Origin of the sequence: Exiguobacterium sp. s75, assembly GCF_018617145.1 — a bacterium.
Taxonomy (GTDB): Bacteria; Bacillota; Bacilli; order Exiguobacteriales; family Exiguobacteriaceae; genus Exiguobacterium; species Exiguobacterium profundum.
The window spans coordinates 1,438,193-1,458,975 of record NZ_JACSJQ010000001.1 but is presented as its reverse complement, the minus strand read 5'-3'; the positions used below and the strand labels follow the sequence as shown (position 1 = coordinate 1,458,975).

Genomic DNA, 20,783 nt, shown 5'->3' with positions numbered 1-20,783 from the left:
ACTGATGCGTGTCACACAGACAATGCTCACACAGACGAACTTGAAGCATTTATCTAGTAGCTACAACACACTCGCTCGCGTTCAGGAACAACTCATCAGCGGGAAACGAATTCAAAAAGCATCAGAGGACCCAGTCGTCGCGATGCAAGGCATTCGTTACCGAACCGAAGTACGTGAAGTCGACCAATTCCGTCGTAACGTCAGCGAGGCGACGAGCTGGATGGATTTGACGGACTCGACGCTCAACGAAGTCACGGAAGCCGTCAAGCGGATTCGCGAATTGACGACGCAAGCGGCGAACGATACGTATGAATCGTCGCAACGTGCCATTATCAAGAGCGAAGTCGATCAATTGATCGAACACATCGGTTCACTTGCGAACTCAAAAGCAGGTGAAAAGTATATTTATAACGGTACGAAGACAGATCAACCTCTCATCAATGTCGACCAGTTAAAAGCGTATTTAGCGAATCCGGCTGGTTCTGTCGATTCGATTTATGAGAGTGGAACGGCACCTGCAACAAGTGGGGAGATCGAATTTGAAGTGTCAAAAGGAATTACTGTACAAGTGAACATGCAACCAGAAACGGTTTTTGGTAAAGAGTTATTTGAAGGTCTTCATAAATTGAGTACACTTTTAAAAGAGACAACGACTACTGGTGCCGACCTATCGGCTGAACTCGACACGCTCGACACACTCGGTCAAAACTTGATCACGGAACGGGCGGAGCTCGGTGCCCGAGCAAACCGTTTGGAGCTCGTCGACAACCGTTTACAAGACCATGAGATTATCGCCAAGACCATCATGTCTGATAACGAGGACATCGACGTGGAGAAAGTCATCATGGAACTGAAGTCACATGAGACCGTCCACCGTGCAGCCCTTTCTGCAGGTGCCCGCATTATCCAGCCGACGCTTCTCGACTTCTTGCGGTAATCGGTCATGAATCTCGCGAGACTTGAGATGCGGCAGACGTTTGCCGCGATCCAGATGACATCTAATCGGCCCGTGCTCGAGATGCGTCAAGGGCGGGCTGACCTGTCGATCCAACAAGGTAAAGCCGAGATGACGCAACAGACGACACCGGGGAAGCTTGAGGTCGACTCATCGGTGGCGAGAAGTGAGAGCAACCTGAAAGGCGTGCTTGAACTTGGGAAATACCTCGGTCAGATGGGAGAGCAAGGGGCCCGTGAGGCGATGGCGAACATCGCCCGGGAGGGGGACCGCATGATGCGGATCGAGAACGGGAATCCGATCCCTTCAATGGCAGCGGAGAAGGTGAACGACCCGTATCCGATCGTCGAGATGGGCTACATGCCAAAATCGATTGATCGTGTCAAGTTGACGTATACGCCGGCGGATGTGAAAATCGAGTGGAATATCACGCCACCCCAAATTGATGTATCGCTCACGCCAGCCGATATCTCGTTCACGCCATGGACGACGGACATCTCGCTCCGTCAACAGGCGTCACTCGAGATATGGCCGGTCGGTGGGATGTATGATGAAACGCGTTGAAAGTGAGGACAATCCATGTTCATTGAAACAGACTACTTTGGCAAGATTGAAATAAACGAAGCGGAGACGATCACGTTCGTCAGTGAGATTCCGGGGTTCCCGGATTGTAAGACGTTCGTGTTGATCCCGTACGGGGAGGATTTACCGTTCTGGTCGCTTCAGTCAATCGAGGAACAAGCCTGTGCGTTCGTCGTGACGAACCCGTTTTGGCATAAGTCGGACTATGCGTTCGAATTGTCGGATGGCGCGAAAGACCAACTTGGGATCGAAGAGGCGGAACACGTCTCGGTCTACTCGATCGTCACGCTCCGTGAGCCGTTCGAATCGTCGACGCTCAATTTGAAGGCGCCGATTGTCATCGAGACAAAGGAACGTCGCGGGAAACAAGTCATCCTAGACGATGCATATCCGGCCCGTTATCCGCTCGGCGGCACGAAAGCGGAGGTGCGCTGATGCTCGTATTGAAACGAAAACAAGGTGAGGCCATCCATATCGGGGACGACGTGACGCTTACGGTGCTCGCCATCGAAGGCGACCAGGTGAAGCTCGGGATCGACGCCCCGCGTCATATCGACATCCACCGTCATGAAGTGTACATTCAAATGCAGGAAGAGAACGAGTCGGCACGAGATAGCGCCAACTTGATGAAGCAGATGATTCAGAAGCAGTCGGAAGCGTGAGCTTTCGACTGTTTTCATGAATCCGGTAATTGATGGATGACAGCGCTTGATGGGTTGGGATAGGATGGAAACGTGAAAGGAAGGAGGGGAATCGGTGGAAACAGGTATTAATAGTTTTCTTATCAACATCAGTCTGATCTTTTTATTCATGTCGCTCACACTCTATGTGATGCGAACAGTTTTACCGATTCAGCCGACCTCCCCGTTGTTCGTACGGTTTTGGTTTGGGGTCTCTAACGGGTTGACGGCAATTCTCTTAACCATTAACTCCATCGAATTAGGGGATGCACGAATCGACCTTCGTCTCATCCCGATTGCCTTATCCGCAACGTTCGCTGGACCGTTCGGAGCTATCGTCACGCTCGGTCTGATCTTCATCGGACGCACGACGCTGCACGGAATGAGTGCTCCGTTCGTAGACTCGTTACTACTGTTATTTGTCTTCTTTTTATTTTCTCTTGTCATGACACGCTTACCGATTCGTCGAGGGAGAGGGTATGCCATCTACATCGGGTTAGGTGCGCTCCTCGTCTTGATTCAAGTGAGCGGCAGTGTGAATGAGACGGTCTTTATAAATGTATTTGTTCCTTATTTTCTCATGTTATCTTTTGGGGCCTGGCTCTGCTATTGGGCCGCAAAAAAGATTGAGACGCATCTATGGATGTTTCTCCTACATACGCACCGGGCGACCATTGATGAGTTGACGGGACTTCCGAACCGTTATCGGACGCTCGAACAGATGAACGATTTGGAAATGTCCGGGAAACCGTGGACGTTACTCGTTATCGACGTCGATCATTTTAAACAGTTGAACGATACATATGGGCACTTAGCAGGAGACGCAGCACTTCGTCATATCGGACAAACGTTGGAACGAAGCTGTCCGCCGTCTGGATTTGTCGGACGATACGGTGGCGAAGAATTTTTGCTCGTCATTGAAGGTAGTGAAGGCATGGCGAAGGTGGCAGAAAACATCGTGCAGATGGTACAGCGAACACCACTCGAATTTCAAGGTGAAATCATTCCGATGACTATTTCAATCGGTGCAGCGATTGCAGGGCATGAGCCGAGCACGGTCGTGTTCGAAAGAGCAGATGAAGCATTATATGAAGCAAAGCGAAATGGTCGGAATCAGGTCAAATTTGCGTAAAAATCCCCTATAACCGTTGGCGATGATAGTCCAGCGGTTATAGGGGATTTCACGTTTAGTGAATGTTTTTCTTCTTGAACTGACCGCCACGAACGTCGTGAATGTTGCCGATGGCGAGGAACGCTTTCTCGTCATAGTCATCGAGGATGTCTTTCAGTTTCGTCTCTTCGAGTCGACTGATGACCGTGAAGACGACTTTCTTCCCGTCACCCGTGTAGGCGCCTTCTCCATGAAGATACGTCACGCCACGACCGAGTCGGTCCATGATGGCCTGTCCGATATCGTCTGGTGCGGACGTGATGATCCACGCCGCTTTCGACTGGTCGATTCCTTCTAGGACGACATCGATCGTCTTGAAGGCGATGAAATAGGTGAGGAGCGAATACATGGCCCGGTCCCAACTGAAGACGAATCCGGCCGTCCCGAGGATGAAGATGTTGAAAAACATGACAATCTCCCCGACGGAGAACGGCAACCGGTTCGTGAAAGCGACGGCGAGGATTTCTGTTCCGTCGAGCGAGCCCCCGGCGCGGATGACGAGCCCGATTCCGGCACCGAGTAAGAAGCCACCGAAGACGGTCGACAAGAGGAGGTCGTCTGTGAACGGCTTGATGTCATGCAGGACGATGGTGAAGGCCGACATGAGCAGGATGGCCGTCAACGTGACGACGGCGAACGTTTTCCCGATTTGCCGATAGCCGAAGTAGATGAACGGTAAGTTGAAGAGGACGAGCCAAATCGCGAGTTTCGTCTCCGTCAAGTACGACACGATGATCGAGACACCGACGATACCACCGTCGATGATTTGATTCGGTACGAGGAACGCCTCCAAGCCGACGGCAAAGACGAGGGAGCCGAGCAGCAAAAGGACAACTTTTACAAACAGTTCAGAAGCCTTGATCGGATTATGTTCACGCCTTAAGCGCTGCACTTCCTCCGGTGTCGGGGAAGGCATAGGTGTACGCTGCATACAGGATGCCCCCTTTCCATTTCTTTCAGTATACCAAATGATGCGAACCGACAATCATTTACGACAGAGAATCTGACATGAATATTCAGAATTGAGGGATGATTCCCGATAAATTATTTCGAAATCATTTTATGTTAAACTAACAAGGTTGTTGAACAATGGATGGAGGTCTATAGGATGAAGCGAGAAAACAAAACATGGTTGATGGCGTTTCAAATGATGATGAACATCATCGGGGGACTCATCGCGGCGTATGGATTGGAATCGGTCCTCATTCCGAATAACGTTTCGGACGGGGGCGTCACTGGGATCAGTATTGTCGGGTCACAACTGACGGGACTGCCGCTCGGTATTTTCATCGGGGTATTGAATATCCCGTTTGTCTATCTCGGGTATAAACAGATCGGCAAGAGTTTCGCCATCCTCTCGGTTACCGGGATTGCGTCCTTGTCTGTCGGTACGGTCATCATGCACCACGTTCCGACCATCATCGAGGGGGACGCGCTCCTCATCACCGTAGTCGGTGGGATCATCCTCGGGTTCGGGATGGGGATTTCGCTTCGTAACGGGGGCGCGCTTGACGGCATCGATATGTTGGCGGTCCTCTTATCACGGAAACTGCCGTTCGGGACGAGTGATTTGATTTTATTTTTAAATACGTTCGTCTTTATCGTCGTTTCGACGGTGTTCGGTCTTCAAGGAGCGGTCCTGTCCGCCATCGCCTACTTCATCGCCTCGAAAGTGATCCATATCGTGGAGGAGGGATTGAGCGGGGCGAAGACGTTCAAAATCATCACGAGTGAACCGCATGAGATGGTCGAGACGATTCGGGACCGTCTCGGACGGAGCGCCACGTTGAATCAAATCCAAGGGGCGTATTCCAAAGAAAGCTATTACGAAATCACGTGTGTCATCAACCGGCTCGAAGAACGAAAGATCAAAGACATCATCGATGATGTCGACTCGAAAGCGTTCGTCGTCGTGTATGAGGTGACAGAGGTCAAAGGCGGGAACTTCCAAAAACGCGATATTCATTAACGGATGGCCAAGGGTCGTCCGTTTTTTTAACCTCTACACGTGTGAACCGACTAAGCAGGAAATCACATAGGGAAAGTGGAAGAAGTCGATGCTAGAGAAAGGGGAGGATTGGGAATGTACGCACTGATTGGAAAGCTTGTCACGAAAGCGGGGCAACGCGACAGACTGGTGGCGATTTTATCGGAAGCGGCGCGGGAGATGGAGGCGACATCGGACTGTGAATCGTATCGAGTCCACGTGTCGCTCGACGAAGCGAATACCGTGTTCGTCTATGAAGTATGGCGAAATGAAGAGGCGCATGCGGCGTCGTTGTCGCTTGCTGAAGTGAAGGCATATATCGATCAGGCGAAGCCAATCCTCGAGCGGATGGAGCGGATCGCCGCGCTCGAACTCCGGAGATGACTGAGGGGGGGGATGAAGCGGATGGCGAAGCGCTGTCCGTTTTTTGCAGGAGAAATGGCAAGGTGTCGAGAACATGACAGGATTCGGAAAGGAGGGATCGGATGCGTCCACTCATACTCGGTGTCTTCGCCGCCTTGTTTTTTGCGAGCACGTTCGTGTTGAACGAAGTGATGCAAGTCGGGGGTGGCAGCTTTGCCTATAGCGCCTCGCTCCGCTTTTTGTGGATGATCCCGTTACTGCTAGTTGTGGTCGCATTTCGTGGTGGACTCAAGCGAGTCCTCTCGGCATTGAAAGCGAATCCTCGTCCATGGATTCTTTGGGGGACGGTCGGGTTCGGATTGTTTTACGTCCCGATTTGTCTCGCGGCCGAGGTCGCACCTCCGTGGCTGATCGCGGGCACGTGGCAAGTGACGATTGTCGCCGGGGCACTGTTGTCCCCACTCTTCAAGAAGGGAGACGGGACACGGGAACGAATCCCATGGCGCGGACTTCGCTTCTCGGTCTTGATTCTCATTGGGGTCGTAATGATGCAAGCGGAGTTTTTCGAGTCGTTCGAACCACGCTTCCTTTGGCTCGGGGTCGTGCCGGTCATCATCGCCGCATTTGCCTACCCGCTCGGGAACCGGAAGATGATGCAACATACGGACCTCGACGTGTTCGAGCGAATCCTCGGAATGTGTCTCGGGTCGCTCCCGGTCTGGCTATTGTTGTTCGGGTACGGCTTGACGACGGGACGCCCCTCATCGAGTCAGCTCGGGCAGACGTTCCTCGTCGCCCTATTGTCCGGGGTTGTCGCGACCGTGCTCTTCTTCATGGCGACCGATCTCGTCAAACAGGACATGGGAAGACTGGCATCCGTCGAAGCGACGCAAGCGCTCGAAGTCCTGTTCGCGCTCATCGGGGAACTGGTCTTCCTGCATGCCGTCATGCCGTCGCCGATCGCCTTGTCCGGGATCGCGCTCGTCATGGTCGGGGTCGTCTTTCACAGTCGGAGTCAGTTTATGGAGCTCCCGACCGTCGTTCGACAAGAGGCATAAAAAATCCCCTCGCTCTTATGGACGAGGGGATTGTCATCAACTTGTTGTCAAACTGCCTTTGACTTTGTCATAGAAATCATCCATCATACCGGTACGGCTACCGAGTTGGCAGATGAGTTCGAGCGTCTCTTTGTAGAACTTCTTGACGAGTCCTTTGTTTTTGACGCCGTCCATCGAGGCGAGCGTCTGGTCGAGATTCTCTAAAATCTCTTTGATTTGCGCGTCCGAGTCCGGCTTGACGACCGTCATGTTCTCGGGGATGCTGACGACCTTCTCTTGGCCTTGGTGACGGAACGATGCACCGAAGCCAAGGTTCTCGATGAAGAGGTGAGGCATCACTTTTTGACCGAAGAAATGCTTGTGCCAGTCCGTCGCTTTCATCGTGTCCATGTCCTGTTTGAACGTGGAAGCCGTCGAGACATATTGTTTAAACAAATCCGTCATGAATTTCTCGATGACCGGGATTTGAAGGGCGAAGACGTTTTTCAAGAGCGCGTCCAGCTGAGCGCGCGTCAAAGTAGTTTCGTTAGACATGTCAGTTCCTCTTTTCTATAGTACGTTACTACCATCGTATGGGATTGACGGACACTCGTCAATGTAAGGGGAAACATTTTTTCAGAATATTTAATGAAAAGTCATCAACTTGTGGGATAATCAAGTGAAGACATCAACAAGTGAGGAGTGGTTCTTGTGAACAAATCGATGAAGTGGGCGCTCGCGCTCGGTGTGACAGGTGCATTGGTGGCGACGGTCGGTGTCGTCTCGTCCCGGGGACGGACAGAGGATACGACGCAGACGATTCGTGACCGTGAGCTCGGTTATGAGATCGTCTTGCCATCAAAAATCGTCGAGGCGATTGAGCGGGGTGACGTCTATATCGAGAAGGCGCAGGACGTCGTCGACATCGGGGACACGAAGAGCTACGGTACGTTCGATTTATACTATAACGTCGAGGATGGGGACGACCAGCTCTTGTTCCACCTGGACTTGATCGACCGCGAATTGACGGAAGAGGCGTTCGCGACAGAAATCGGCTACGGCAACTACCTCGGGACGAACGACAAGACGTTCTTCTGGGTCGAACCGACAGAGGCCGTCCCAGGTGCGGAGGCACATACGGACGAGATTGCCGAGTTGATTGAGACACTCCCTGAGTTGGAGTTCCGGACGTTATAATATGGAAAGGCTGTGGACGGCTGAATCGTTTGCAGTCTTTTTGGAATGGGTGGTCGTGTGCGAACGAGGAAACGGGATTATACGGAAGGATTGATTGTAGCCCTTCTGTTTATCGTTGCGATGTATGTATTTGATTTACCGAAACAAGAGAGCTTGATCACCTTGGCTGTCGTCATCGTCATCTTGGTGATGATGCGAGAAGTGACGCAACTTTTTCAGAATGAACGGAATGACTAAGAGACTGCTCGCTAAGGCGGGCTTTTTCCTTTGTGCTACAATAATACATGAGGTGATGTACATGAATTGGACAGTAGAAGAAGTAAGGCAAGCGGATGACGTCAAGGCGCTAGAACAGGCGGTCAACGCGAACGACAAGATCGACGTGAAAGTCGGGCATGAGTCGGTCGGGCAGAACGATTATGCGGTTTATGACGGAGAGACACTCGTCGGGTATCTCATGCTTTTCCCGTATCTCCCGAACGAGTATGAGGTGAATGCCCTTGTCCATCCGGAATACCGGAAACAAGGTGTCTTCACGGCACTGCTTGAGACGGCGAAACAAGATGCAAAATTGAACGGTTGCGAAGCGTTCACGTTCGTCATCGACCGAAATTCAGCGTCCGGGAAAGCAGTGCTCGAGCATCTTCAGGCGGCGTATCAGTTCTCGGAATACAATCTCGTCTTGAAAAAGGCGGAGCTCTTCTTGAAACCGGACGAGGTATCGCTACGTGAGGCGACAGCAGACGACCGTCCGCTCATCATCGCGACGCTCAGCGAGGCGTTCGGTGACCCGGTCGATGTGACGGAAAACATCTATCAACAAATCGACACGCCAGACCGCGTGACGTATATCGGCGAAGTGGACGGCAAACCGATCGGCGTGATTCGCGCTCTTCTCACTGGGGACGACGCGGCTAGCATTCATGCGTTCGGGGTCAAAGCAGGCGAGCAAGGCAAAGGCTACGGCACAAAGATGTTGAAACAGATGGTTCAACAACTGTTCCGCATGGGTCGGACGAAAGTCGAGCTCGATGTCGAGACGGAAAACAAGGCGGCGCTCGAGATCTACAAACGCGCTGGTTTTGCGGAGAATGGTGGCTATGAGTTTTACATGATCGAATTATGAGGTGAACCACATGGTGAAAAATCTGAAATGGCTCGGCGCGGCGTTTGAAGCCTTTCTCGGGATTCCGTTTCTTGGCGGTCTCTTTATCATCGGGATGGGCTATTCGCCCCTCGGTTTCATGTTCGTGTACCACGTGATCGTGTTGATTCTTTCGTTCAGTCGACTGAATCGATTCTCTTACGGCGCGGCGGTCGGAATTGCGGCATCAATCCTCGGCTTTATCCCGTTTGTCGGCATGATGCTGCACTGGGCGGCTGCCATCACGCTCGCGATTGATGCGGCGACGACACCACGACGTGTGGCGCACGTCGAACGAGACGACGAAGCATTCTAACGAAACGTACTCCTTGACGGGGTACGTTTTTCATTGACCAAACGTTCAACTGAAAACGCTATACATTCATTGGAAATTGGACGATATAAGGAGTGATGAACACAATGAGGAGGAACAAACAGTGAAAGTATTTAAAAACTTTACGACGCAACTGCTCGCGTGGATTTTGGTCACGTCCTTTATCACGGGCGGAGCGGTCGGCTACATTACCCTATTACTCTTGACGGAACTCGAGATGGAACAAGGTCAAGTCATGCTCGTCGGTACGGTCGTGGCATTACTCATCTCGTCACTCGGTGGGGGCGTCATTTACTTGATTGCCCGTCGTCCACTGAAAGCGGTCGAGATGGCTTCTGAAAAAGCTGTTGAAGTCGGGAACGGGGACTTGACGGTGCACTTCGCCGACGAGAAAACGACAGATCGTTCAGAGATGGGACGTCTACTCTTGTCGATGGACAACATGGTCGAACACCTTCGGGAACAAGGCACGAACATGCGTTACACGGCGGACCAATTGACAGGGTCGGCACAGGAAATCGCAGCAGCGGTCCAAGAAGGGAACGTTGCAGGAGAAAACATTCGTTCTGCGATGGACTCCCTCAACAAGATGTTAGAAGACAACGTCAGTGCGACGTATAACTCGATGGACTTGCTCGGAGCGGTCGCGCGTACAATGGAGAGCATCCGTCAAGAGATGTCATCGGCGCTTGATTCAGCGAGCGAGATGCAACAGGAAGCAGAGAGCGGGAAAGGTCTTGCCTCGTCTTCCGTCAATGCGATGCATGCGATTGCTGGGAAAGTGGAGCAATCATCAACACTTAACAGCCAGTTGACAGAAATGACAGGCGAAATCTCACGGATCACGGATGTCATCAGTGACATCTCAGCACAGACGAACTTGCTTGCCTTGAACGCATCAATTGAAGCGGCACGTGCCGGTGAGCATGGTCGTGGATTCGCCGTCGTAGCGGCAGAAGTGAAAAAGCTCGCGGAACAAACAGCGAACTCGACTCAAGAAATCACCGATCTCATCGTAGACGTGAAGCGTCTCGTTGGCGATACGTCATCGTCGATGGCGAACGTCAAAGCAGAAGTGGAGACAGGTGTTGGCTTAGTTGAAAAAGCAGGTGGTGCGTTCGCATCGATCCACAATTCGGCAAATGAAGTATACAGTCATGTCCATTCGGTCGATTCACTCCTCGATGAGTCACGTGGTCAGATCGATTCGGTTGTGACAAACTCGGCGGGCATCGTTGGGATGGTCGAAGAGGCATCACGTTATGCGAATGAAGTGACGTCAGCAGCGAGCCAGCAAGCAGCTAGTCTTGGTGAAGTGAACGGAGCGATGTCAGAGCTCGTTCGCGTCGCGGAGAGTTTGCAGAATGAGACGGAACAGATGAAGGTGGAAGTGTAAGTCCGAATAGCCCACTCGAGTTGGTCATCAAAAGCTGACGAGAGTGGGCTATTTTTATGCGTTTTGAAGATTTATATTCAAAACGTGTAACTTTTTTCGAAAAAGACTAAACAGATGAGAACGGACTCCGATATAGAGTATGGAAACGATAAAACGTTCCAAAAAATGCAAGGTGAGGGGCCGGCCTAAACCTTGCATGCTCGGACAAAAGGATTTGGAAGAGCGGAAAACTTTAAACCTATGGAGGGAAATTACAATGATTATTAACCACAACCTAAACGCTATGAACGCACACCGTAACATGTCGTTCAACACGAACCAGACTGGTAAAGCGATGGAGAAACTATCTTCGGGTCTTCGCATCAACCGCGCTGGTGATGATGCAGCTGGTCTTGCAATCTCTGAAAAAATGCGTGCGCAAGTACGTGGACTTGATCAAGCGACACGTAACGCACAAGATGGAATTTCGATGATTCAAACAGCTGAAGGTGCATTGAATGAAACACACTCAATCCTTCAACGTATGCGTGAATTGTCAAACCAATCTGCAAACGGTACGAACACAACAGAAGACCGCAAAGCGCTTCAAGACGAAGTGAAGCAATTGAAAGAAGAAATCGATCGTATTGGTAACACAACTGAGTTTAACACACAAAAACTTTTAAATGGTAGCTTAAATGGCGCTCAAGGTGTCTCGTCTTCAGCTAACACTACAGTCGGTGGTGTAGTAGCGAAGCTCACTTCAGGTGTGATGACTTCTGGGACAGCTATCGCTGCCGACCATTCATCTGCAAGTTTTGAAGCAGATACATTGACAGTCGACGGTCAGAAAATTGAAGTGAATTGGGATACTTTACTCACACAAGATCAAAAGGATTTGTTGGCATCAAATTTAACTACGGCAAGTGCTTCTACAATCAAACAGATTGGTGAAGTGTTAACCAATGCGATTAATAAAGCAATTGATGATTCTGGAGCTAGTGTAGGACACGTTTCAGGATATGTAGATTCTTCTGATCAACTAGTTCTTACAAGCAGTTCTAAAGGAACAACTTCAGAAGTTACACTTACGACTGCAGGAGCTGCTACTTCTATTGGAGCTACTTTCCTTTCAGACGCTGCGGGAGCTGTATCAACTGCGGCCAATCTTGGAGATAGCACATACAACGGAACAGATATTACTGGTAAAACGTTTGACGTATCCTTAAATGATCAGTTGATTGGTGTAAGTGGATCATTCACTGCTGCGAATGGTGATGATATGTCAGATGTAGCAGATAATTTAGCGACAGCTATCAACGCTGCGATTGGCACTTACAATACATCAACTGGGAAATCAGCTGGCGATGAAGGATTTGTTCAAGATGTAGCGGTAACTGTATCGAAAGATGGACGTTTGGCAATCAGCAGTCCTTCTGGTGAAATTTCACTTAAAGATTTGACAGGCGAAACGGCAGTTGAAGATTTAGGTCTTTCTAAAGCTCAAACTGAATCTGCAGGTAACGGTGGAATGACATTCCAAATCGGATCTAACCAATCGCAGTCAATCACATTTGGAATTAAAGATATGCGTTCTGCTGCACTTGGTGTTTCTAACATTGATATCTCATCTGCTTCAGGTGCTCAAGCGGCTCTTAAATCACTAGATAGCGCAATCAGTTCTGTTTCATCTGAACGTTCTAAACTTGGGGCAGTCCAAAACCGCCTTGAGCATACGATTAATAACCTCGGAACATCTTCAGAAAACTTAACTGCTGCAGAATCACGTATCCGTGACGTTGATATGGCGAAAGAAATGATGAACTTCACGAAGAACAACATTCTTAACCAAGCTGCACAAGCTATGATGTCACAGGCAAATCAGCAGCCGCAAGCGGTTCTTCAACTTCTTCGTTAAGATTTTCTTTCAACTTTTTAAATCAGTATACGCAATGTACGGATTGCATAATGAAGCCCGTCTCTCACCAATCGAGAGTCGGGCTTTTTATTAGTATGTGTATAGAAGTGAGTCCTCATTTAAAATATTTTTCTTAATATCTTGCCATTTGTACACGACGGACCAATACGTGCGATTTAATGTTTCGGCAATCTTAGCATCCGTCATCCCTTTCTGTTTGGCTTGAATGATGAAATGAATCTCTTCATCTGTATAGTCATTTTTTGCTTTAGATACGATTACGGAGAGGCCAGGATGTTTTGTTTTTTCCAAATCAAGTCGATACTCCCAATCCAATTTTTTTCGCATTGAAGGAATCGCGTATGCGTAGGGTGCGAAGTCATTTAAAAATCGTATGGCCTCCTCTGTTTTTTGAATACGTAGCGTGTAAAAATGACCATCGGATCGTTTGCTTAACACAAACTGATGATGGAATGTGCGAGCAATGAATGTGCTCAATTGTTCGAGTTCTTCGGGATAAAATGCTTGGAGATATAAATAAATATGCGGTGTGAGGATGATCTGGTTCAATTTAGACCGTGATGACTTGGTCAATGATAAACTTCCATCGTCTAAGTAAAGGGCGAGTAAAAAGACAGGATGGGTGCAATCTTCTAATAGGTGAATGGGGACATGTTTCTTGCAATCAACGTAACACTGTTCCCAAAGCCAAGCGAACAGTTCATCTTTTTCAGAATACAGTTCTGCGCTCGTTCCTGTCTTTCGAATTCGAATGCCACTAAAAATGCGAGGGGCCACTTTTAATTTCCATTCCCGATACTCCATTTGTTTGACAGAAAAATGTTCTCGGTATTGAAGCCCTTTTTTCGGAATACTTTTTGACTTTGTTCGTGCGATTGTACCATCTCCGAGTAATAAACTCTTCTCGAAAACCGTCAACTCTTCCCATTTCACTTCAATCACTCCTTGTTATAATTTTCACATAGTGTTTTATTCCCATTCCTTATGAATCTCATTCCCTTAACCGATATAGAAAAAAGAAAGGGCTGAAGTTAATGAATCGAGAAGGACTCATACATCAATTAAATCAAGTCAAACAAGTACAAGAAATGCTTGATAAAAAAGAAGAGCTATTGTTGACGATGAAATCAATCGCACTTGAAGCAGCAAACACTGAAGCGACGAGAAGGATTGTTTTAAATCATTCATTTCAAGACTTACAAAGTCAATTAAGCTATCTCGAATCAGAGATTATGGATAGTTTTCGTGAAATCCTCAATAATTCAATAGAATAACCGATATATGAATTGAGAACATTTATTAAGAGGAGTAGAACCATATGAACCCGACCATTTCAGAAGTCCGGCTTCACCTACCTTCTTCCGTCTTGCCGTATGAACAAACGAAAAACGTGTTCGTCGAAGCGAATCAAGCGAAACTCGCCGACGAAGGCATCGTCATTCTTCCGACGCCTCAACACGTTACCAAGTTAGAGGCAGCCGTCGAGAAGGCGAATCAAGTCCTAGACCAACAACGTACTGGCTTAAAGTTCATGAAACATGAAAAATTGAACGACTACTATATTCAAATCGTGGATACGAACAACGAAGTCATCCGCGAAATCCCAAGCAAGAAATCACTTGATTTCTTTGCGGCGTTCATGGAGTTTAACCATCTCTTTGACGAACGCGTATAAAGGAGGATTCTCATGACGACACCGATCCGATTTGGCGGACTCGCCAGTGGAATCGATACCGACACCATTATTAAACAATTGATGCAGGCCGAGCGTGCTCCGGTCGATAAACTGGAACAGAAAAAACAAACAACGGAATGGAAACGCGATGCCTATCGCGAAATCAACCGCTCACTCATGACCTTAAGGAACAGCGCGGTCGATCTGATGTTCAGCCGAAATTTCTATGCGAAGACGTCGAGTTCATCGGATGAGTCACGTGTTTCGGTCGTGGCAGGTCCGTCGAATGGAAATACTGCAATTCGAGTCGATTCTGTTTCTGCTTTAGCAACTGCCGCGACAGTGACGGCAACACCGTTAACGAAAGCGGACGGTGCTGTGACACGAACGACTAAAATTTCTGATATGAAATTTACACCGACGTCTCGTTCAGCGACACTTGATACTGCTACGAAAGATTGGACACTTTCACCACCGCCAAAAGCCGGTAGTGTTCAATTGCGTGATGCAAGCGATTCACCATTAGTTGATGGAACTTATAGCGTTGACGCGACAGGTAAAGTGACGATGACAGATGGATCGGATATCCCAGCTGGCACAAAAGCAACATTCACTTCCGGATATGAACTCGAACTACGCTCTGTAAAAGACGGTGCGATGCAGAAGATTCAGTTATCAGAAGATGCCACTGTAGATAATCTGATTGCAGCATTAAATGGTAAAGATACAGGCATTTCCGCATTTTTTGAACCGATTTCAGGGAAACTGGCTTTGACCCAAAAACAAACGGGATCAACTGCGGTGATTGAATTCGATGCAACCACACAAGTAGCTCTAGGAATTGCTTCTGGAGATGCCTTAAAAGCCGGAACAGATGCACAGTTTATGCTGAATGGCATTCCGATGACACAAAGCTCGAATACTGTGACAATTGATAATATGACGTTAACTTTAAAATCAACATTTGCGAGTGGGGCTGTCACCCTCTCCGCTGCCACTGACACCCAAAAAATCTTTGACAACATCAAAGGATTCGTCGATAAATACAATGAGACGATCGATCTCATGAACAAGAAGACGCGCGAAGAACGATTCCGCTCGTTCGCACCGCTCACGCAAGCACAGCGAGATGAATTGTCTGAAGATGAGATTAAAAAGTGGGAAGAGAAAGCGATGAGTGGGATGCTCCGGGGTGATACCATCCTTCGCGGGACGATGGATACGCTCCGTAGCAAATGGTCGAGTGCGACATCGGCATCGAACGATAAAGAGATGAAGCAACTGTTCCAAATCGGTCTTTCGACCGGATCAGACTTCACAAACGGCGGAAAGATTGAGCTGAATGAAGAGAAACTGAAAGCCGCAATCGAGAAAGATCCGGAACAAGTGTATAAACTCTTCACGGATGAAAAGACGGGACTCCTCCCGCAAATCCGTGATACGGCGAAAGACTCACGTGAGACAATCACACGAATCGCCGGTGCTGATGGTGCTGGTGCTCCGACGTATTCAATGGGTCGTGAAATGACCCAAATTGACTCACGAATCAAACGGCTCAACGATTTACTCATCGATAAAGAAAATGCCTATTACCGTCGCTTCGCCGCGATGGAAACGGCGATGAACCAGGCGAACTCGCAAGCCGCTTCACTTCAACAGTTTTTAGGCGGAGGCATGTAAGAGGAGGAATTTAAATGGTAGCCAATCCATACGCAGCTTATCAAAACAACGCGGTCACGACCGCGAACCCACAGGAACTGACGCTTATGCTTTATGACGGGGCGCTCAAGTTCATGCGCCTCGCCAAGCTTGCGATCGACCAGGGCAACCCTGATTTAAAGAACATCAACATCCAAAAGACGCAAGCCATCTTCCAAGAGCTTCGTCTCACACTCAATAAAGATATCGCCATCTCGGCGAACTTGGATTCACTCTATGACTACATGTGGCGCCGCCTCGTCGATGCGAACGTCAAGAACGATACGACCATCCTCGACGAAGTGCTCGACTTCACGACGGAACTCCGTGACACGTGGAAGGAAGCGATGAAACTCGCGAAGCAGTCATGAGACCGATTGATGAGATCATTTTAAAGACACAACGTCTAAAAGAGTTGCTGGCGAAAGTTCCCGAAGAGCCGACGTATGACACATGGATGGAACAAATCCATGAGCTCTTGGACGACCGGGAACAGTTGCTTGTGGCGCACGGTCCTGATCTGGAGAAAGCCGATCAGACGGTCCTTCGGCAGCTCGTCGACGACAGTCAAAAGATCGCCCGTCTCATTGAAGCCGAACACCAGCGCCTCGGGATGACGCTCGGGACGGCCCGGATGGAACGGAAGACGGTCAAGTCCTACGTCGATCCATATGAGGATGTCGATTCTAGCTTTTCCGGTCTATTCGACCAACAGACATAACAAAGCTCGAAGGCGCACGCCTTCGAGCTTTTGTGTTAAGAGGCTTTGATTTGGCGACGCATGCGTATAATGAAATAAGAAGCGGTAAATAAAATCAGACCACTAACCGTGAAATTTAACTAAATCAGGCGAGAATTCTCCCTCCTCTAAGCGTCTCGGGGCGAAGCCCAGCGTAGGTGGGAGATGAATCGCCGGTGTTAGCAAGATTGTATGTGCTTGGTATAATGGACGTAACCAATCAAAAGGACTGAACTATCAATGAAAATGGATACGAACAAACATTCAGTCTTCCTCCTGAACTCCCATCTCGTCTTGGTGGTCAAATATAGACGCAAGGTGATCGACGACGCCGTCTCCGGGTTCGCGAGACAGACGTTCGAACGAATCGGCGCGTCGTACCATATCACACTGACCGAGTGGAATCATGACGGCGATCATATCCGTGTGTTGTTCAAGGCCCATCCGAACACAGCGATGTCGAAGTTTCTGAACGCCTACAAGAGCGCCAGCAGCCGACTGATCAAACGAGACTTTCCGCACGTCAAGAGACGACTGTGGAAAGAGATGTTCTGGTCTCGGAGCTACTGTCTCGTGACGACCGGCGGTGCGACGATCGACATCATCAGGCAATACATCGAAAAACAAGGAAGGGAGTGATCACTTTGCTGAAGGCGTACAAGTTTCGACTATACCCGACGAAGCTACAACGAGAATCCTTCATGAAGACGTTCGGTTGCGTCCGTTTCGTCTACAACAAGATGCTCGAGGAACGTATCCGGTTATATGAAGAGTCAAGGCTGAACCCCGACGCGAAGCAGAAGCTCCCGACCCCGGCGAAGTACAAGCCCGAATTCCCTTTCTTGAAAGAAGTCGATAGCTTGTCTCTGGCGAATGCCCAGATGGACTTGAACAAGGCATATGCCAACTTCTTCCGCGACAAATCTGTGGGGTTCCCGAAGTTCAAATCGAAGCACGGCGACCGTGCCTCCTACACGACCAACAATCAGAACGGGAGCGTCCGGATCGAGGACGGGAAGGTGAGACTTCCTAAGATCGGCTTCGTGAAGTTCAAACAGCATCGTTCTTTCGAGGGGATCATCAAGTCTGCGACAATCTCGATGACGAAGACAGGCAAGTTCTTCGTTTCCATCCTTGTCAATCAGGATGACGAGCAATGGATTCCGGCTAAGAACAAGATCGGCATCGATCTCGGTTTGGAACACTTCGCCATCATGACAAATGATGACATGGTTTCTGAGAAGATCGACAACCCTCGCTTTCTTCGCAAGTCCGAAGAGAAGGTCAAGAAGGCGCAACGCGCTCTGTCTCGTAAGAAGATCGGAAGCAAGAATCGGGAAAAAGCCAAACTGATCCTCGCCAAGAAACACGAGAAAATCGCAAACCAACGCAAAGACTTCCTTCACAAATTGTCAAAACGAACCGTTGACGAGAACCAAGTCATCGTCGTGGAGACATTGAAATCGAAGAACATGATGAAGAACCACAGGGTCGCCAAATCGATCGCCGACGTCAGTTGGTACGAGTTCGTCCGCCAGCTAGAATACAAGTGTAAGTTCTACGGACGGACGCTCATCAAGGCCGACCAATGGTACGCATCGACGCAAATCTGTTCCTCTTGCGGCGAAAAAGGCGAGAAGAAAACATTGGATGTACGCGAATGGACGTGTACGTGTGGCGCTCATCATGACCGCGACATCAATGCGAGCATCAACCTGTTGATGTTGGCTGACTAAAAAAACCTTCAGGGCAGGGACTGCCCGACGAGCTTGGTAAACAATCGTGGCTAGTAAAAGCACGGTCTTCCCAAGAAGCTCCCACTTCAATTTGCGAAGCAAATAAGTGGCGAGTAGTTCACGTAGAGACGCGCGGCATCTTGAATTGACGTGACTGGCGTAGCTCCACCGAACCAAAGAAGTGGCAGAATCGTCACGTGCATGACACTCCAATGAATGAAAATCTGTTTTTTTGAACGACCATTGTCGAATCTCGTAAATGACACTCGTCAGCCCGAGAAAGCAACCCCTGCGTAGACGAGCATGGCGTGTATGGCGTCTGTGTTACCTGACCAACTTTGATAGAGCGCGAGGATTGCGAACGGCAGAGACCAGATGAAACTCCGCATGATTCCTTTTTTCAATAATTGCATATGAATCTTCCTTTCATCGAATCGTTGTAAATGTACACGACTGTGGAAAGGAGAAGTTTCATATAAAGGGTATAGATGAAATGACGTCTGTTTTCCGCTATAATCGGGTAAACATCAATGTAGCCGTTGCTTCTTTTCTGGAAAGAGGAGGGAAACGAGATGCGTGAGAAAGAGTCCAAACCGATATCGTCACGGAAGCGCCGTTATTTCGTCTATGGTCCAGAGGGAGCGTACGATGAATACGTCGAACGGGACCCCAAACTTGAAGCGTACGTCGAGGACGATACGCCGTTTGAGGATCGTCCCGATCCGTACGAAGAAGAAGAGCTGAAATCAAGAGGATAAGTATACATGTCAAGGTCCGATTATGGACCTTGACATTTATTTTACCTGGAACTTTTTCTTAATACGGTTCGGTTTGTCAATTCGTTATATTCGTCTTAACCACATCACTTTGATTTTGGAAAGGGAGAGATGAAGATGAACATGAAACGATTTGGCTTACTGGTGGCGGTACCGTTCGCACTACTTGTCGGATGCGGAGAAGCAGATGAACTGAAGACGACGGCCACGGATACGGAAGACGTGGCAGAAGCGGAAGCGAGTGCGCCTGAAGAAGCGACCACTGAGAACGAAGACGTTCAAGAGAGTGAACTCGGCACAAACAAGATCTACATGAAGAATAAGGCGCTCACGATCGCGGAGGCGATGGGACCAATCCAGTTCGCAATCGACAAGGTACAGACGTCACGCCTTACGGTCGCGGAAGCTTATCGTGACTCATTCGATGGACAAGAAGAGGTGACGGTCGTCGCGATGAACATGATTGTTGAAAACACGGTCGACGAGACGATGAGCTTCCATCCGAACCAGGCGACACTGGTGACGAACACAGGGGAACAGGTGTCTTCGGATTTATGGTTCTCAGATGACGTCGGTGGAGAATTTTTAGGAAAGGTGAAGAAGGAAGGGAACGTCCTCTTCTTCGTGAAAGCAAAACCAGAAGAGCTGACGGACTTGAAAGTCGTCATCGATGGACCATTCAACGAGAACTTCGACAAAGTGGCAGAAGACCGCTACGAATATACACTTAACGTGACAAAATAAGAGTAGGCGTGCCGAATAAAATCGGTACGCCTAGTCTCATGGTTGATTATTACTACACAATAAGCATAGTGGTTAGCATAGAGAATATAAGAAGGGATTCTCATATTTTGAGAGTTCCTTGTATCTTAATTTTTTCATTTTGTAAAATCTTAATTCTTAATGGGTACATATAAATCGACTTTAGATTTTCCGTCGGGATCTTCAGCTGGATTGTTCAAATTGAACTCCAAGGTATTTCTAGATTCGTCCACTGAATATTCGCGTTCTAGTAACCATTCTTCAAAAATATATTTATACGTCTCACTCAGTTTTTCTGGAGTATCGTAGAAATGGTGCACGATGTATTGACCACCTTCTAGCATTTTAAATTGTATCTCCCCGTGCCCTGTTTTATCAAAGTTTCTAGGAACTGTGACACAAGCATCATGTCTACATTCATGAGGATCAACATCGTTCGGATTATCTAATGAAATACCGATAAATTGACTTGATGGAGGGTAAAGGTTGTGTTCCGTCGCCCAATGTATTAATTTCCCCCAATGTTCTTGTGGTTCAAAATAGCTACCCGTACGTCTGATAAATGCAATTTCAGTTTCAGGTAATTGCTTTAAAGTCATATCCATTTTGTAACCCCCATTAAAGTTGACTGAT

At 48.7% G+C, this 20,783-nt stretch carries 28 protein-coding genes; 23 read left to right on the top strand and 5 right to left on the bottom strand.

The genetic code is table 11. The features are described from left to right. The first annotated feature begins 4 nt into the window (after positions 1 to 4). The 5 genes from flgL (at position 5) to KNO68_RS07510 (ending at position 3,349) form a co-directional block, all read left to right on the top strand. Entirely contained in the window at positions 5 to 937 is a 933-nt protein-coding gene (gene flgL / locus KNO68_RS07530; RefSeq protein ID WP_214687246.1) for a flagellar hook-associated protein FlgL, read from the top strand. 6 nt (positions 938 to 943) lie between these two features. Continuing rightward, positions 944 to 1,519: a DUF6470 family protein gene (locus KNO68_RS07525; protein ID WP_215112264.1), complete on the top strand. Its 576-nt coding sequence runs from the start codon at positions 944 to 946 to the stop codon at positions 1,517 to 1,519. Positions 1,520 to 1,534: 15 nt separating this feature from the next. After that, positions 1,535 to 1,972 carry a flagellar assembly protein FliW gene (gene fliW, locus KNO68_RS07520; RefSeq protein ID WP_215112263.1) on the top strand — a complete coding sequence of 146 codons (438 nt, stop codon included), beginning with the start codon at positions 1,535 to 1,537 and terminating at the stop codon, positions 1,970 to 1,972. After that, positions 1,972 to 2,199: a carbon storage regulator CsrA gene (gene csrA / locus KNO68_RS07515; protein WP_078147346.1), complete on the top strand. Its 228-nt coding sequence runs from the start codon at positions 1,972 to 1,974 to the stop codon at positions 2,197 to 2,199. The genes fliW and csrA overlap by 1 nt, the downstream gene beginning before the upstream one ends. Before the next feature lie 94 nt (positions 2,200 to 2,293). Next, positions 2,294 to 3,349: a GGDEF domain-containing protein gene (locus tag KNO68_RS07510; protein ID WP_215112262.1), complete on the top strand. Its 1,056-nt coding sequence runs from the start codon at positions 2,294 to 2,296 to the stop codon at positions 3,347 to 3,349. Positions 3,350 to 3,404: 55 nt separating this feature from the next. Here the strand turns inward: KNO68_RS07510 and KNO68_RS07505 are convergent, their stop codons facing one another. Then, on the bottom strand, positions 3,405 to 4,319 hold the full coding sequence (locus tag KNO68_RS07505; protein WP_078147345.1) for a YitT family protein: 915 nt from the start codon (positions 4,317 to 4,319) through the stop codon (positions 3,405 to 3,407). Between the two features lie 177 nt (positions 4,320 to 4,496). Here KNO68_RS07505 and KNO68_RS07500 point away from each other — a divergent pair, with 177 nt between their 5' ends. The 3 genes from KNO68_RS07500 (at position 4,497) to KNO68_RS07490 (ending at position 6,796) form a co-directional block, all read left to right on the top strand. Then, on the top strand, positions 4,497 to 5,357 hold the full coding sequence (locus KNO68_RS07500; RefSeq protein WP_078147344.1) for a YitT family protein: 861 nt from the start codon (positions 4,497 to 4,499) through the stop codon (positions 5,355 to 5,357). A gap of 114 nt (positions 5,358 to 5,471) precedes the next feature. Continuing rightward, entirely contained in the window at positions 5,472 to 5,759 is a 288-nt protein-coding gene (locus tag KNO68_RS07495; protein ID WP_214872456.1) for a putative quinol monooxygenase, read from the top strand. Positions 5,760 to 5,860: 101 nt separating this feature from the next. Continuing rightward, complete coding sequence (locus KNO68_RS07490; RefSeq protein ID WP_215112261.1) at positions 5,861 to 6,796, top strand: DMT family transporter; 936 nt, start codon at positions 5,861 to 5,863, stop codon at positions 6,794 to 6,796. 36 nt (positions 6,797 to 6,832) lie between these two features. On the opposite strand, the gene KNO68_RS07485 is transcribed toward KNO68_RS07490, so the two are convergent. After that, positions 6,833 to 7,330 carry a hypothetical protein gene (locus tag KNO68_RS07485; RefSeq protein ID WP_031422805.1) on the bottom strand — a complete coding sequence of 166 codons (498 nt, stop codon included), beginning with the start codon at positions 7,328 to 7,330 and terminating at the stop codon, positions 6,833 to 6,835. 156 nt (positions 7,331 to 7,486) lie between these two features. Here KNO68_RS07485 and KNO68_RS07480 point away from each other — a divergent pair, with 156 nt between their 5' ends. The 6 genes from KNO68_RS07480 to KNO68_RS07455 all read left to right on the top strand — a co-directional run bounded on the left by KNO68_RS07480 (position 7,487) and on the right by KNO68_RS07455 (position 12,743). Then, the gene (locus tag KNO68_RS07480; protein ID WP_214735109.1) at positions 7,487 to 7,972 is read left to right on the top strand and encodes a hypothetical protein; all 486 of its coding nucleotides are present in this window, start codon (positions 7,487 to 7,489) and stop codon (positions 7,970 to 7,972) included. 57 nt (positions 7,973 to 8,029) lie between these two features. Next, positions 8,030 to 8,209: a hypothetical protein gene (locus tag KNO68_RS07475; protein WP_214811221.1), complete on the top strand. Its 180-nt coding sequence runs from the start codon at positions 8,030 to 8,032 to the stop codon at positions 8,207 to 8,209. Between the two features lie 61 nt (positions 8,210 to 8,270). Then, positions 8,271 to 9,098 carry a GNAT family N-acetyltransferase gene (locus KNO68_RS07470; RefSeq protein ID WP_215112260.1) on the top strand — a complete coding sequence of 276 codons (828 nt, stop codon included), beginning with the start codon at positions 8,271 to 8,273 and terminating at the stop codon, positions 9,096 to 9,098. Between the two features lie 10 nt (positions 9,099 to 9,108). Next, positions 9,109 to 9,432 carry a hypothetical protein gene (locus tag KNO68_RS07465; protein WP_215112259.1) on the top strand — a complete coding sequence of 108 codons (324 nt, stop codon included), beginning with the start codon at positions 9,109 to 9,111 and terminating at the stop codon, positions 9,430 to 9,432. Between the two features lie 121 nt (positions 9,433 to 9,553). Further along, positions 9,554 to 10,846 carry a methyl-accepting chemotaxis protein gene (locus KNO68_RS07460; RefSeq protein ID WP_214683843.1) on the top strand — a complete coding sequence of 431 codons (1,293 nt, stop codon included), beginning with the start codon at positions 9,554 to 9,556 and terminating at the stop codon, positions 10,844 to 10,846. A 256-nt stretch (positions 10,847 to 11,102) separates the two neighbouring features. Then, entirely contained in the window at positions 11,103 to 12,743 is a 1,641-nt protein-coding gene (locus KNO68_RS07455; protein WP_215112258.1) for a flagellin N-terminal helical domain-containing protein, read from the top strand. A gap of 90 nt (positions 12,744 to 12,833) precedes the next feature. Here KNO68_RS07455 and KNO68_RS07450 read toward each other — a convergent pair whose 3' ends face one another. Next, complete coding sequence (locus KNO68_RS07450; protein ID WP_215187612.1) at positions 12,834 to 13,697, bottom strand: endonuclease; 864 nt, start codon at positions 13,695 to 13,697, stop codon at positions 12,834 to 12,836. 101 nt (positions 13,698 to 13,798) lie between these two features. Here KNO68_RS07450 and KNO68_RS07445 point away from each other — a divergent pair, with 101 nt between their 5' ends. The 7 genes from KNO68_RS07445 to tnpB all read left to right on the top strand — a co-directional run bounded on the left by KNO68_RS07445 (position 13,799) and on the right by tnpB (position 18,612). Further along, positions 13,799 to 14,038 carry a hypothetical protein gene (locus KNO68_RS07445; protein ID WP_215112256.1) on the top strand — a complete coding sequence of 80 codons (240 nt, stop codon included), beginning with the start codon at positions 13,799 to 13,801 and terminating at the stop codon, positions 14,036 to 14,038. Between the two features lie 44 nt (positions 14,039 to 14,082). Beyond that, complete coding sequence (locus KNO68_RS07440) at positions 14,083 to 14,439, top strand: flagellar protein FlaG (protein ID WP_078147335.1); 357 nt, start codon at positions 14,083 to 14,085, stop codon at positions 14,437 to 14,439. A gap of 12 nt (positions 14,440 to 14,451) precedes the next feature. Beyond that, the gene (gene fliD / locus KNO68_RS07435; protein ID WP_215112255.1) at positions 14,452 to 16,119 is read left to right on the top strand and encodes a flagellar filament capping protein FliD; all 1,668 of its coding nucleotides are present in this window, start codon (positions 14,452 to 14,454) and stop codon (positions 16,117 to 16,119) included. A 14-nt stretch (positions 16,120 to 16,133) separates the two neighbouring features. Further along, positions 16,134 to 16,508 carry a flagellar export chaperone FliS gene (gene fliS, locus KNO68_RS07430; RefSeq protein WP_012726961.1) on the top strand — a complete coding sequence of 125 codons (375 nt, stop codon included), beginning with the start codon at positions 16,134 to 16,136 and terminating at the stop codon, positions 16,506 to 16,508. Next, entirely contained in the window at positions 16,505 to 16,858 is a 354-nt protein-coding gene (locus tag KNO68_RS07425; RefSeq protein ID WP_215112254.1) for a flagellar protein FliT, read from the top strand. The genes fliS and KNO68_RS07425 overlap by 4 nt, the downstream gene beginning before the upstream one ends. Before the next feature lie 258 nt (positions 16,859 to 17,116). Beyond that, positions 17,117 to 17,515, top strand: a complete 399-nt coding sequence (tnpA, locus tag KNO68_RS07420; protein ID WP_215112253.1) for an IS200/IS605 family transposase — start codon at positions 17,117 to 17,119, stop codon at positions 17,513 to 17,515. A gap of 5 nt (positions 17,516 to 17,520) precedes the next feature. Then, complete coding sequence (gene tnpB, locus KNO68_RS07415) at positions 17,521 to 18,612, top strand: IS200/IS605 family element RNA-guided endonuclease TnpB (RefSeq protein WP_215112395.1); 1,092 nt, start codon at positions 17,521 to 17,523, stop codon at positions 18,610 to 18,612. A 269-nt stretch (positions 18,613 to 18,881) separates the two neighbouring features. Here the strand turns inward: tnpB and KNO68_RS07410 are convergent, their stop codons facing one another. Next, positions 18,882 to 19,025, bottom strand: a complete 144-nt coding sequence (locus KNO68_RS07410; RefSeq protein ID WP_215112252.1) for a hypothetical protein — start codon at positions 19,023 to 19,025, stop codon at positions 18,882 to 18,884. Positions 19,026 to 19,184: 159 nt separating this feature from the next. On the opposite strand from KNO68_RS07410, the gene KNO68_RS07405 reads away from it, so the two are divergent. Both KNO68_RS07405 and KNO68_RS07400 read left to right on the top strand, forming a co-directional pair. Then, entirely contained in the window at positions 19,185 to 19,370 is a 186-nt protein-coding gene (locus KNO68_RS07405; RefSeq protein WP_012726958.1) for a hypothetical protein, read from the top strand. A 135-nt stretch (positions 19,371 to 19,505) separates the two neighbouring features. Next, entirely contained in the window at positions 19,506 to 20,132 is a 627-nt protein-coding gene (locus KNO68_RS07400; protein ID WP_215112251.1) for a DUF4352 domain-containing protein, read from the top strand. 149 nt (positions 20,133 to 20,281) lie between these two features. Here the strand turns inward: KNO68_RS07400 and KNO68_RS07395 are convergent, their stop codons facing one another. After that, entirely contained in the window at positions 20,282 to 20,755 is a 474-nt protein-coding gene (locus tag KNO68_RS07395) for an AraC family transcriptional regulator (RefSeq protein ID WP_215112250.1), read from the bottom strand. Positions 20,756 to 20,783 lie beyond the last annotated feature (28 nt).